Genomic DNA, 12747 nt, shown 5'->3' with positions numbered 1-12747 from the left:
ATTCATCGCCGCCGGCCGGCTACGCCCGGTTGCCCCGCTTTATCAAGCCCGCTCGACCGGGAAAGCGATGACCTCGGCCAGGCTGCCGGCCTTTAGCGCCAGCATCACCAGCCGGTCGACCCCCAGGGCCACCCCGGAGCATTCCGGTATGCCGTGCGCCAGCGCCGCCAGCAGATTCTCATCCATTGGCTGCTGCGGCAGACCCAGCGCGGCGCGCTTACGGTTATCCTGGGCAAACCGCTGGCGTTGCTCCGCGGCGTCGGTAAGTTCACGAAAGCCGTTAGCCAGCTCAATGCCTTTGAAATAAGCTTCGAAACGATCGGCCACCCGGTGATCCTCGGTGCTGATTTCAGCCAGCGCCGCCTGGGTGGCGGGAAAATGATAAACAAAGGTGGGTTTATCACGCCCGATATGGGGCTCAACGCCCATGGCAAACAATAACTGCAGCAGGGTGTCGCGATCTTCGTCGGCGGTGTTTATCCCGGACAATTCCAGTTTGGCGGCGGCTTCGCACAGCTGCGCCTTATCCGCCGACAGGGGATCGATACCGATATGGCGGATAAACACCTGCTGGTAAGAGACGGTTTCCGCGCTGTCGCAATCGAGGATTTGCTGGAGCAAATCGTCCACTTCGTTCATCAGACGATACATATCGTAATGGGGACGATACCATTCCAGCATGGTGAACTCGGGATTATGGTGCCGGCCGGACTCCTCGTTGCGGAAACTGCGCCCTATTTGAAAAATAGGCCCGCTGCCCGCCGCCAGCAGGCGTTTCATATGGTATTCAGGGCTGGTCATTAAATACAGCGGCAGGCCCTGCGCCGCGCCCGGGCCGACGTATTGCGTCTGGAAAGGCACCAGATGAATATCGGTAACGGTGGCCTGGCTCATGGCCGGCGTCTCCACTTCAAGTAACCCGCGATCGGTAAAAAACCGCCGGAGCTGGGTCATCACCACCGCCCTTTTTAATAGATTGGCGATGGGGGCGCTTGGTTGCCAGCTTGCCATTTCGCTCATAACTTTTTCTCCCGTTAAACAGGGGATGGAGTCTACCTTTATCCGCGCAGGCAGACAAACCTTGTTCAAGCCGTCGGCGGAGTGGACCAATCTCCGCGCCCGCTACCCGGCCCGCCCGCTCTGGCAGGCGAACCGCGTGTTACGTCCCGCCGTCGCCGTTAGGTCTACACTTAGTATTCAAGCAGGATACCGATGGAGCATGTATGTCCGTATGGAAAACCGTCGCGCTGGTCGCCTCGTCGTTACTGTCGCTATCATGCAGCGTCAGCCCGCCGTCAGGCATCAGCCCGGTGGAAAAATTTGATGTTAACCGTTATCTGGGCACCTGGTATGAAATAGCCCGGCTGGATCATCGTTTCGAAACCGGGCTTGATCACGTCACGGCGCAATACAGCCTGCGGGACGATGGGGGCATTAACGTCGTCAACAAAGGCTATTCCCCGGCCAGGCAACGCTGGCGGCAGAGCACCGGCAAAGCCTATTTCCTGGCTTCCCCGCAGCGGGCCTCGCTTAAGGTGTCGTTTTTCGGCCCTTTTTATGGCGGCTATCACGTGATCGCGCTGGATGAGCGGTACGGTTACGCCATGATCTGCGGCCCCAACCGTGATTATCTCTGGATCCTGGCCCGCGACAAAACGCTGGCGCAGCCCACGCGTGACCAATTGGTGGCCACCGCCACGCGCCTGGGTTTTAAGGTGGACCGTCTTATCTGGGTTGACCAATCCTGACGCGGTGTTTCGATATCACGGAACAAACGCCATAACACGCCATTAATCGGCGCGCCGCGTAATAGGCAAACGTGAGAACCCACCGGCGCGCCGCTCAGTGGGCCAGCTTGAGACCCACGATCCCCAGCACGATCATCGCCAGACTGGCGATACGCGCCCAATGCACCGGCTCGCCCAGCCATAGCATGCCGAAGAGCACCGTGCCGACCACGCCTATGCCGGTCCACACCGCATAGGCGGTACCCGCCGGCAGGGCGCGCATGGCCACCGCCAGCAGCGCGATGCTTACCGCCATGGCGCATAACGTCAGGATGCTCGGCACCAGGCGGGTAAAACCCTCGGTATATTTCAAGCCGATGGCCCAGACAGTTTCCAACAGACCGGCGAATACAAGTAATAACCATGACATGGCGGCGACCTCAAAAAAAATGGGGTCGTCCCCAAAAAAAGAAGGCTTAACAGGCCGTCCTGCCAAGTGAGGGTAATGTTAGCCCACCCGCGGCAAAGCGGCCATTGAATTTAATTAATCGTTTAATTTAATAAAACGCTGCGGTCATCAAAATACCAATGACCGCGCTAACGTCCACCACCACCCTCGCTGCCGGACGATATGATATCGGCCCGACAGTCGCTATTTCACCAGGACACAGAGGCAGCGGCTATATGGGGCCGCGGCAAGTTATTGCGCGGCTCGCTGCACAGCCTGACCGCCCGCCGAAATATCTTCACCTGCGCCGCGGGTAGTATTACAAGCCGTTAAAGAGGACAACACCAAGACAGATAAAAGGGCAATTATACTTTTCTTTAACATAACGTTTTCCTTTTGTAGAAATCACTTTTTGCCTAAACAAAAAAGTACCGCTGTGAATAAAAGCTTGCCCTTAAAGCATAGTAAAAAACCGGCAAAACATAATAAAGATATGGCCGGTTGCGCACATTTAGGACTATTTACTGAAAAACGACCCGGGTTTAACGCATAGGCGTAATGAGAGACTACTTGCTGACACCACGCGAAATCGCGCCGCCGAGGTGTTGCACATCCTCACCAAAGCCGCGTGCGGTATTGCAACCGCCCAACGCCGCCGAGATGAAAACCGGGATCACGAGCAGTTTAACGATTTTTGCCAACATCATGCCGAATTCCCCGCAGGCCTTAAAATGCCCGGCACACCCTGCCAACCCCAGGACATACCGGGCAAACGGTTATTTTACGCGGGATACATATTCGCCGGAGCGCGTATCCACTTTAATCACTTCGCCAATTTGCACGAACAGCGGTACTTTTACCACCGCGCCGGTGGTCAGGGTGGCGGGTTTGCCGCCGGTGCCGGCGGTATCGCCCTTCAAGCCCGGATCGGTTTCAGTGATTTCCAGCTCGACGAAATTGGGCGGCGTCACGGCGATGGGCTGGCCGTTCCACAAGGTCAGTACGCATTCGGCCTGCTCAACCAGCCATTTGGCGGTGTCGCTCACCGCTTTCTTATCGGCGGCCAGTTGCTCAAAGGTCTCGTTATTCATAAAATGCCAAAATTCACCGTCGTTGTAGAGATAAGTCAGGTTCATGTCCATGACATCTGCCGCCTCGACGGAATCACCGGATTTAAACGTTTTTTCCAATACCTTGCCGGAAATCAGTTTACGGATGCGCACGCGGTTGAACGCCTGGCCTTTGCCCGGTTTTACGAATTCATTATCAATGATCGCGCACGGCTCGCCGTCCTGCATGATTTTGAGACCGGAACGGAATTCATTGGTACTATAAGACGCCATGGTGGTCCTCTTAATATTACGTGGTCGTTAAGCCAAAAAAATGGCAGATATTGTAACCCGAAACACCCCAACTAGAGAAGATTGGTTGCGTCAACTTGCCGATGTCATTACCGATCCCATCGAACTTTTGCAACAATTGCAACTCAGTGAACATCCGGACCTGCGCGACGGCGCGACGGCGCGTCGTTTATTCCCGTTAAGGGTGCCCAGGGCGTTCGTGGCGCGCATGGAGCCTGGCAATCCCGCCGACCCGCTGCTACGGCAGGTCCTCACCCGACGGGAGGAATTCCTGGAGGTAGAGGGGTTCGGCACCGACCCGCTGGATGAACAGCAAAGCGTGGTGCCGGGCCTGCTGCATAAGTACCGTAACCGTGCCTTGCTGCTGGTCAAGGGCGGCTGCGCGGTTAACTGTCGCTACTGCTTCAGGCGCCATTTCCCTTATCAGGATAACCAGGGCAACCGGGCCAATTGGTCAAGCGCCCTGGAGTATATCCGGCAACATCCGCAATTGAATGAAATTATATTTTCCGGCGGCGATCCCCTGATGGCCAAAGACCATGAGCTGGATGAGCTCATCGGGCAGTTGGAAGCCATACCTCACCTGCGCACCCTGCGCATCCACACCCGTTTACCGGTGGTTATTCCGGCGCGCATTACCCCGGCATTATGCCGTCGCCTGGCCGGCAGCCGTCTCAACGTGGTGCTGGTCACCCATATCAATCACGCCAACGAAATTGACCAGCCGTTGCGTGAGAGTATGACACAACTGCGCGAGGCGCAGGTGACGCTGCTAAACCAAAGCGTGCTGCTGCGGGGAGTGAATGATAATGCCGATACGCTGGCGGTATTAAGCGAAACGCTGTTTGACGCCGGCATACTGCCTTATTACCTGCATGTCCTGGATCGGGTACAGGGCGCGGCGCACTTTATGGTGGATGACCGGGAGGCCCGGGAGATCATGCAGCAATTACTGTTGAAGGTCTCGGGCTACCTGGTGCCGCGGCTGGCGCGTGAAATCGGCGGGGAAAAAAGCAAAACCCTGCTTGATTTAGGATTACGCCAGCGCTAAACCGCGCTTCGTCGTCCCGCCGGGCAGGACGATGAAGCCATCCGCTATGGGCATTTATAGACCTGGCCCTGGATCTTGCTGTCCAACGGGGCAAAACTCGAGAGATAGGTTTCGGTAAAACCGACCGGGCTGGCGGCTTTATAAATAACGTTGCCGCCCAGGGCCGCCGCTTTATTGCGCAGATCGTTGGCCGCGCCGCGCATGGAGCTGCCTTCGCCGCCCTCGCCCGACAACCAATTGCCCTGCGTGCCGGTGACCGTACCCAGCGCCTGGCAGGTACTGCCCGGCTGGTCATCGGTAAATTTCACCGATTGGCCCGCGGCGGACAATTGATTAGTAGTTGTGCATCCCGCTAATAACAAACCGCCTGCACAAAGACACAGTAGAAATTTGATTCGCATCGTTATCCTCGAATATTGATATGTCCGGCAAAAGTTTTGCTGTGCGCCATATTTTCCCTTGGGCAATCCCCAGCGCATAAACCGCTGTTTACCCTGCCCATACCGCTACCTGTTTATACCTTAAAAACGGTCCGGTTGATAATTTTTTGCCAAAAAAAACCCCGGCAAGCCGGGGTTTTTCAACGCTATCAGCGCAACAGGAGCATTACATCATGCCGCCCATGCCGCCCATACCGCCCATGCCGCCACCGGCGCCACCCATATCGGCTTTGTCTTCACGCGGCAGATCGGTGATCATACACTCGGTCGTGATCATCAGGCTGGCGATGGAAGCCGCATATTGCAGCGCTGAACGGGTTACCTTGGTAGGATCCAGGATACCCATGGCAATCATATCGCCGTATTCTTCGGTCGACGCGTTATAGCCCATGTTGCCGTTGCTGGCTTTAACGTTATTGGCGATAACCGAAGGTTCTTCACCGGCGTTGGCCACGATCTGGCGCAAAGGCGCTTCCATGGCGCGACGCGCAATCTTGATGCCGACGTTCTGATCTTCGTTGTCGCCACGCAGTTCGGTGATGCTATTGGCTACGCGAATCAGCGCTACGCCGCCGCCGGCAACCACGCCTTCTTCAACGGCCGCGCGGGTCGCATGCAGGGCATCTTCCACGCGGGCTTTTTTCTCTTTCATTTCCACTTCAGTCGCGGCGCCAACTTTAATCACGGCAACACCGCCGGCCAGTTTGGCAATACGTTCCTGCAGTTTTTCGCGATCGTAATCGGAGGTGGCGTCTTCGCTCTGCTGCTTGATGGTGGCAACACGCTGGTCGATATCAATTTTCTCGCCGATACCGTCGATGATCGTGGTGTTGTCCTTGGTGATGACCACACGTTTCGCCTGACCCATATCTTCCAGGGTGGCTTTTTCCAGTTCCAGGCCGATTTCTTCAGAAATCACGGTACCGGCGGTCAACGTGGCGATGTCCTGCAGCATGGCTTTACGACGGTCGCCGAAGCCCGGCGCTTTCACGGCCGCAACTTTAACAATGCCGCGCATGGTGTTGACCACCAATGTCGCCAGGGCTTCGCCCTCGACGTCTTCAGCGATGATCAGCAGCGGTTTGCCTGCTTTGGCAACGGCTTCCAGTACCGGCAGCATTTCGCGGATATTGGAGATTTTTTTATCAGCCAACAGGATGAACGGACTTTCGAGTTCGATAGTGCCGGTTTCCGGTTTGTTGATGAAATACGGGGAGAGGTAACCACGGTCGAACTGCATGCCTTCAACCACGTCCAGCTCGTCCTGCAGGCCAGAGCCTTCCTCAACGGTGATCACGCCTTCCTTGCTGACCTTCTCCATGGCTTCGGCGATCAGTTTGCCGACCGTTTCATCGGAGTTGGCGGAGATGGTGCCTACCTGGGCAATGGCTTTGAAATCAGAACAGGGCACGGACAGTTTTTTCAATTCTTCGACGGCGGCGATTACCGCTTTGTCGATGCCACGCTTCAGGTCCATCGGGTTCATGCCAGCGGCAACGGCTTTCAAACCTTCATTGACGATGGATTGAGCCAGAACGGTGGCGGTGGTGGTACCGTCGCCCGCAGCGTCATTCGCTTTGGAGGCAACTTCTTTCAACATCTGGGCGCCCATGTTTTCGAACTTGTCTTCCAGTTCGATTTCACGCGCCACGGACACGCCGTCTTTAGTGATGACGGGTGCGCCGAAGGATTTATCCAGCACCACGTTGCGGCCTTTGGGACCCAGGGTCACCTTGACCGCGTCCGCCAGAACGTTTACGCCGCGAAGCATTTTGATACGGGCTTCGTTACCGAATTTTACGTCTTTAGCTGCCATTTGAATTTCCCTTAAATTCGTTCAGTTAAGATGATTACGCGAGAATGATTACTTCTCGACGATGGCCAGAATGTCGCTTTCGGACATGATCAGGACTTCTTCGTTATCGATCTTTTCTACTTTCACGCCATAACCGTCGTTGAAAATCACGATATCGCCGATTTTCACATCCAGTGGTTTGATTTCACCGTTTTCGAGGATGCGACCATGGCCGATTGCCAGTACTTCGCCACGGGTGGATTTACCCGCCGCGGAACCGGTCAAAACGATGCCGCCAGCCGATTTGGATTCAACTTCTTTGCGCTTGACGATAACGCGATCGTGTAATGGACGAATTTTCATTGAAAGCTCTCCTTAAGAAAGTCCGTATCTGTTTCAGGATGAATGCCGGGCATGCCTTCACGCCCTGCCTCGTGGTGATTAAGATGGGGGCGTTCAGTTACGCTTCAAGGGGGTAAATAAGAATTTTTTTGCCTGAACGGTTATTTTTCAGCCGCTATAAATAAAATATGATTAAGATCATAAAGTTAAAATAGCAGCCTGGCCAAAAAAATTAACATCTATTTATCATCTTCGGATCGGTGCTCGATGGCGTCGCGGGGAATGTCCTTACGTTTGAACTCACCCTCGAAGGTATCGCCGCCCGCGTCGCCGGGGCCAAAACCGCCGGCCGCGCCGCGCTGAAACCGCAGGTAGGGCAACAGTTTCAGGGTAAGCGAATTCTGCACCGGCGGCAGCAGCAGCAGCAACCCGAGAAAATCGGTGAAAAAACCAGGCAGCAGTAGCAGGAATCCCGCCAGCAGGACGGAAACGCTTTTGATCATTTCAACCGCCGGGCTTTCGCCATTAGCGATCTTGACCTGCATCTGCCCCAGGATCTTTACCCCCTGGGTACGCACCAGCGACACACCGATAAACGAGGTCAGCACAATCAGCAGCAGCGTAAAAAGCACGCCGATGACATGCGCGACCTGGACAACCAGCGTTATCTCGATATAGGCCACGATAAAAATCAATAGTAAGGGTATCCAACGCACCGAATTCTCCTTGGTTTAACTGGCCCTGCGCCTCTTCGTATGCCGGCGCCGGGCGGGGTGGATGGGGCGACAAAAGCCTGCCTGGGGTTATGGTATCCTGAAGCGCGGATCCCGGCGCGGGTTATTTACCGCACTTTACATCCCGGGCATCCGTCGCGACGCCACGCGCCGCCCCAACGCCCGGCCAGGCGTGTTGTCCCGCGGTTGAAAATTTTGTTACATAATCGTGATCAACTTAATGGTGCTAATGCTAAATCAGAATATAATTATGGGTAAAAGTATAATGTCAGTGCAACGCGCTGGATAATAAAATTATTCCGCTATTATCCCGCGCCAACCGTTAAAAACATCGCTTATTAAGGAAGTACCCATGGCGAATACCATCCGTATAGAAGAAGACTTGTTGGGAACACGCGAAGTTCCTTCTGAAGCTTATTATGGCATCCATACCCTGCGCGCCATTGAAAACTTCTATATCAGCAACACCAAAATCAGCGACATCCCCGAATTCGTGCGCGGCATGGTCATGGTGAAAAAAGCGGCCGCGCTGGCCAACAAAGAGCTGCATACCCTGCCGCGCGCCATTGCCGATACCATCGTCGCCGCTTGTGATGAAGTGCTGGATAAAGGCCGCTGCCTGGATCAGTTTCCCATCGACGTTTTCCAGGGCGGCGCCGGCACGTCGGTGAACATGAACACCAACGAGGTGCTGGCGAATATCGGCCTGGAGCTGATGGGCCATCACAAGGGGGAATACCAATACCTCAACCCCAACGATCACCTGAATAAATGCCAGTCGACCAATGATGTCTATCCTACCGGCTTTCGTATTGCGGTATATATCTCGATCCTCAAGCTGATCGAGGCGGTCGGCCAGTTGGGGGAAGGATTCGAGCGCAAGGCGCAAGCGTTCGCCACCGTCCTTAAAATGGGCCGCACCCAGTTGCAGGACGCGGTGCCGATGACCCTGGGCCAGGAGTTCCACGCGTTTACCGTGCTGCTGAAAGAAGAAAATAAGAATTTGCTACGCACCGCCGAGCTGTTGCTGGAAGTGAACCTGGGCGCCACCGCCATCGGCACCCGGCTGAACACGCCGGACGGCTACCAGGCGCTGGCGGTGCAGAAACTGGCGGAAATCAGCAACCTGCCCTTGTCGCCGGCGGAAGATCTTATCGAGGCCACCTCCGACTGCGGCGCTTATGTCATGGTGCACAGCGCGTTAAAACGCCTGGCGGTAAAACTGTCCAAAATCTGTAACGACCTCAGGCTGCTGTCCTCCGGGCCACGCACCGGTCTTAACGAAATCAACCTGCCGCAGCTACAGGCGGGTTCCTCGATCATGCCGGCCAAGGTCAATCCGGTGGTGCCGGAGGTGGTTAACCAGGTGTGCTTCAAGGTTATCGGCAACGATACCTGCATCACCATGGCGGCCGAGGCCGGCCAGCTGCAGCTGAACGTGATGGAGCCGGTTATCGGACAGGCGATGTTTGAATCGGTGCATATCCTGACCAACGCCTGCTTTAACCTGCTGGATAAATGCATCAACGGCATTACCGCTAATCGCGAGGTGTGCGAGGCCTATGTCTTCAACTCCATCGGCATCATCACCTACCTCAACCCGTTTATCGGCCACCATAACGGCGATATCGTCGGCAAAATCTGTGCCGAAACCGGTAAAAGCGTGCGCGAAGTGGTGCTGGAACGCGCATTGCTGACGCCCGCCGAGCTGGACGATATCTTCTCGCTGGAAAACCTGATGCACCCCACCTATAAAGCCGTGCGCTATACCGATGATAACGAGTAATCGCCGGTAGCGTGGTCCGCGCAGGTGTTTTTCATTGCTGTCGCCAGGGCGCCGGCCGGGTTATACTGCCGGTCGGCGCTTCACCGAGAGGTTGATATGGCAGCAAAATTCCCGGCCGGAAAACGGATTCCGGCGGCGGATCCCGTCGCCGACGGCATTCCTGACCCCCACGCATCCCAACAGAACCAGCCTGAACGCGGCGCCGCGGAAAACGGCATTATCATCATCCTGTGCACCGCGCCGGATAAGGCCACCGCGCAGGCGCTGGCGGGCAAACTGCTCGGCGAAAAGCTGGCCGGCTGCGTAACCCTGCTGCCGGGCGCGACCTCGCTTTATTTTTGGGAGGGCAAGCTTGAGCAGGAAGATGAAGTGCAGATGCTGATAAAAAGCCATGTCCGCCATCAGCAAGAGCTGATTGCCTGCATCAAAACACATCATCCCTATCAAACTCCGGAGTTACTGGTATTACCCGTCCAGGGTGGCGATCCAGATTATCTATCATGGCTCAACGCGTCCTTACACTGATCCTGCTGGCTTGGCTGGGCATCGGCCTGCCGGCCCCCGCCGCCGCCTCGCTGTTCGGCAATACGCCGGCCCAGGCGTTTGTGCCGGTCGACCAGGCGTTCAGTTTTGACTTCCACCAGCAGGGCGACGCGCTGGCGCTCAACTGGCGGATACGTCCCGGTTATTACCTCTACCGCCAGCAAATCAAGCTGGAACCGACCGGCGCCCGGCTGGGCGATCCCGTCATGCCCGCAGGCCAGAACCATCACGACGAGTTTTTTGGCGACGTGCAGGTTTACCGATCGAACCTGGCGCTGAAGGTTCCGCTGCGGGAAGCGGCGGCGGGCTCAACGGTAAGCGTAACCTATCAGGGCTGCGCCGAAGCCGGGTTTTGTTACCCGCCAGTGACCCGGAAAGTGCCGTTATCGGCGGTGTCGGCCCCCGCAGGCGCCGTCAGCCCGGCGGCGACCACCCCAGGCGGCGCCGTAAACTCCGCTGCCATTAGCCCCGCGCCGGCGCAAGGTGCGGATGTCCTGCCCTTTTCCCCATGGTGGGCGCTGCTTATCGGTATCGGCATCGCCTTTACGCCCTGCGTGCTGCCCATGTATCCGCTGATTTCCGGCATTATCCTCGGCGCCGGCGCGGCGCGGCTCGGCACCGGACGGGTACTCGCGCTTGCCGTGGTGTATGTGCAGGGCATGGCGATTACCTATACCGGGCTGGGCATGCTGGTTGCCGCCGCCGGGCTACGGTTCCAGGCCGCGTTACAGCAGCCCGCGGTGCTTATCGGCCTGTCGGCGCTGTTTATCATTCTGGCGCTGTCGATGTTCGGGTTATTCAGCCTGCAATTGCCGGTGGCGCTGCAAACCCGGCTGACGCTTTGGAGCAACCGGCAACGCGGCGGCGCCTTGCCCGGCGTCTTTATCATGGGCGCGCTGGCGGGGCTGTTTTGTTCGCCCTGCACCACCGCGCCGCTCGGCGCTATTTTGTTGTACATAGCACAAAGCGGTAACCTGGCCGTCGGCGGCGTGACGCTTTATCTGTATGCTCTGGGCATGGGACTGCCGCTTATCCTGGTGGCGGTGTTCGGCCACCGCCTGCTGCCGCGCGGCGGCCCCTGGATGCAGCAGGTCAAACAAGGCATGGGCTTTGTTATTCTGGCGCTGCCGGTGTTTTTGCTCGAGCGGGTGTTCGGCGATACCTGGGGTCTGCGGCTGTGGAGTGGGCTGGCGGTCGCTTTTTTCGCCTGGGCGCTGCTTGTTTGCCGGGAAGGCCGTTTTCGCGGAGTGCGCCTGCTGCAAATCCTGCTGCTGGTGCTGATGGCGGTGGCGGTCAGGCCGTTGCAGGACTGGGCGTTCCCCCCCCCGGCGGGCGTTAATGCCGCGCTCGACGGCGCCGCGCCGGTGTTCGGGCGCGTCACCACCAGCGCGCAGATCAACCAGGCGCTCAACGCCTCGCCCGATCGGCCGGTGATGCTGGATCTGTATGCCGACTGGTGTGTCGCCTGCAAGGAATTTGATAAATACACCTTCCCCGCCGCAGGGGTGAAACATCAGCTTGCCAAGCTGACGTTATTACAGGCGGATGTCACGGCCAATTCGCCTGAGCAGCAGACCCTGCTCAAGGAGTTACAGGTGTTGGGCCTGCCCACCATCCTGTTTTTCGACCGTCAGGGACGGGAGATTCCTGGCTCCAGGGTAACCGGCTTTATGAATGCCGATGACTTTCAGCGCCATTTGCAGAAAGTCGCCCGATAACCGACACTAGGGACTGGCAACCGCAAGCATTTAGGAGGCATACGTGCAACGCGAACAGGTACTGGATTATGCGTTGAACCTTTTGGAACAAAAAGGTTTTACCCTCGTTTCACTGGAGATGCTTGCCGACGGCCTGGCTACCCCGCTCGCCGAGCTTGAGCAATTTTGGCCGGATCGCGAGGCGCTGCTGCTGGACTGCCTGCGTTATCATGGCGAACAAATCGACGGCTGGCGCAGCCAGCTGCTGCTGGACGCCACCCTCGACCCGCAGCAAAAACTGCTGGCGCGCTACCATGTGCTGGACGAGCAGGTGCGCCAGCAGCGTTACCCCGGCTGCCTGTTTGTTGCCGCCTGTAGTTTTTATCCAGCCGTCGACCACCCGATCCACCAACTGGCCGAACGGCAAAAACAGGCGTCCTACGCTTATACCCGCGCACTGCTGGATCAATTGGAAACCGACGATCCCACCATGGTGGCGCAGCAAATGGAGCTCATTCTGGAGGGCTGCCTGAGCAAACTGCTGGTAAAGCATCAGTTGCAGGACGTAGCCGTGGCCAGGCGCCTGGCGGAAGATATACTGCGCTTGGCGTTGTGCCGTAAAAACGGCGCGCTGGCCTGAATTTAGCGCCACTTTGCCTGAAAAGTCAGCGATTGAGTGGGATTACGCATAAATCCTTGATAAATCCATTGACGAACAGCGGTCAATACGGTTTAATGCGGCGCGTTGCCCGGATAGCTCAGTCGGTAGAGCAGGGGATTGAAAATCCCCGTGTCCTTGGTTCGATTCCGAGTCCGGGCACCA

Annotated in this window: 15 protein-coding genes and 1 tRNA gene; 7 read left to right on the top strand and 9 right to left on the bottom strand. The window is 56.9% G+C overall.

Features of this window, described 5'->3' with window-relative positions:
• Positions 1-42 precede the first annotated feature (42 nt).
• Complete coding sequence (gene epmA, locus VGC33_RS18875) at positions 43-1020, bottom strand: elongation factor P--(R)-beta-lysine ligase (protein ID WP_331122319.1); 978 nt, start codon at positions 1018-1020, stop codon at positions 43-45.
• A 203-nt stretch (positions 1021-1223) separates the two neighbouring features.
• Here epmA and VGC33_RS18870 point away from each other — a divergent pair, with 203 nt between their 5' ends.
• The gene (locus VGC33_RS18870) at positions 1224-1748 is read left to right on the top strand and encodes an outer membrane lipoprotein Blc (RefSeq protein ID WP_331122318.1); all 525 of its coding nucleotides are present in this window, start codon (positions 1224-1226) and stop codon (positions 1746-1748) included.
• 94 nt (positions 1749-1842) lie between these two features.
• Here VGC33_RS18870 and sugE read toward each other — a convergent pair whose 3' ends face one another.
• The 4 genes from sugE to efp all read right to left on the bottom strand — a co-directional run bounded on the left by sugE (position 1843) and on the right by efp (position 3518).
• Complete coding sequence (gene sugE / locus VGC33_RS18865; RefSeq protein WP_331122317.1) at positions 1843-2157, bottom strand: quaternary ammonium compound efflux SMR transporter SugE; 315 nt, start codon at positions 2155-2157, stop codon at positions 1843-1845.
• Positions 2158-2427: 270 nt separating this feature from the next.
• Positions 2428-2559 (bottom strand): entericidin A/B family lipoprotein, encoded by a 132-nt coding sequence (locus tag VGC33_RS18860; protein ID WP_162364129.1) that lies wholly within the window; start codon positions 2557-2559, stop codon positions 2428-2430.
• A gap of 182 nt (positions 2560-2741) precedes the next feature.
• Positions 2742-2879 (bottom strand): entericidin A/B family lipoprotein, encoded by a 138-nt coding sequence (locus VGC33_RS18855; protein WP_331122331.1) that lies wholly within the window; start codon positions 2877-2879, stop codon positions 2742-2744.
• 72 nt (positions 2880-2951) lie between these two features.
• Positions 2952-3518, bottom strand: a complete 567-nt coding sequence (efp, locus tag VGC33_RS18850) for an elongation factor P (RefSeq protein ID WP_331122316.1) — start codon at positions 3516-3518, stop codon at positions 2952-2954.
• Between the two features lie 40 nt (positions 3519-3558).
• Between efp and epmB the strand changes: the two genes are divergently transcribed.
• Positions 3559-4587 (top strand): EF-P beta-lysylation protein EpmB, encoded by a 1029-nt coding sequence (gene epmB, locus VGC33_RS18845; RefSeq protein WP_331122315.1) that lies wholly within the window; start codon positions 3559-3561, stop codon positions 4585-4587.
• Positions 4588-4631: 44 nt separating this feature from the next.
• On the opposite strand, the gene VGC33_RS18840 is transcribed toward epmB, so the two are convergent.
• The 4 genes from VGC33_RS18840 to VGC33_RS18825 form a co-directional block, all read right to left on the bottom strand.
• Complete coding sequence (locus tag VGC33_RS18840) at positions 4632-4988, bottom strand: DUF4156 domain-containing protein (protein WP_331122314.1); 357 nt, start codon at positions 4986-4988, stop codon at positions 4632-4634.
• Between the two features lie 205 nt (positions 4989-5193).
• Positions 5194-6843 (bottom strand): chaperonin GroEL, encoded by a 1650-nt coding sequence (groL, locus tag VGC33_RS18835; protein ID WP_331122313.1) that lies wholly within the window; start codon positions 6841-6843, stop codon positions 5194-5196.
• 48 nt (positions 6844-6891) lie between these two features.
• The gene (locus VGC33_RS18830) at positions 6892-7185 is read right to left on the bottom strand and encodes a co-chaperone GroES (RefSeq protein ID WP_331122312.1); all 294 of its coding nucleotides are present in this window, start codon (positions 7183-7185) and stop codon (positions 6892-6894) included.
• A gap of 218 nt (positions 7186-7403) precedes the next feature.
• Positions 7404-7880 carry an FxsA family protein gene (locus tag VGC33_RS18825; protein ID WP_331122311.1) on the bottom strand — a complete coding sequence of 159 codons (477 nt, stop codon included), beginning with the start codon at positions 7878-7880 and terminating at the stop codon, positions 7404-7406.
• Positions 7881-8250: 370 nt separating this feature from the next.
• Here VGC33_RS18825 and aspA point away from each other — a divergent pair, with 370 nt between their 5' ends.
• The 5 genes from aspA (at position 8251) to VGC33_RS18800 (ending at position 12747) form a co-directional block, all read left to right on the top strand.
• Entirely contained in the window at positions 8251-9684 is a 1434-nt protein-coding gene (aspA, locus tag VGC33_RS18820) for an aspartate ammonia-lyase (RefSeq protein ID WP_331122310.1), read from the top strand.
• Positions 9685-9780: 96 nt separating this feature from the next.
• Positions 9781-10209, top strand: coding sequence for a divalent cation tolerance protein CutA (cutA, locus tag VGC33_RS18815; RefSeq protein WP_414636960.1), 429 nt, complete (start codon positions 9781-9783; stop codon positions 10207-10209).
• Positions 10185-11945: a protein-disulfide reductase DsbD gene (locus tag VGC33_RS18810; RefSeq protein WP_331122309.1), complete on the top strand. Its 1761-nt coding sequence runs from the start codon at positions 10185-10187 to the stop codon at positions 11943-11945. The genes cutA and VGC33_RS18810 overlap by 25 nt, the downstream gene beginning before the upstream one ends.
• A 43-nt stretch (positions 11946-11988) precedes the next feature.
• Positions 11989-12564: a division control transcriptional repressor DicD gene (dicD, locus tag VGC33_RS18805; RefSeq protein WP_331122308.1), complete on the top strand. Its 576-nt coding sequence runs from the start codon at positions 11989-11991 to the stop codon at positions 12562-12564.
• Between the two features lie 107 nt (positions 12565-12671).
• Positions 12672-12747: transfer RNA gene (locus VGC33_RS18800), tRNA-Phe, on the top strand.

Origin of the sequence: Acerihabitans sp. (assembly GCF_036398755.1) — a bacterium.
Taxonomy (GTDB): domain Bacteria; phylum Pseudomonadota; class Gammaproteobacteria; order Enterobacterales; family Enterobacteriaceae; genus Acerihabitans.
The sequence above is the reverse complement of the archived record's forward strand: the minus strand, read 5'-3'. Positions and strand labels throughout refer to the sequence as shown.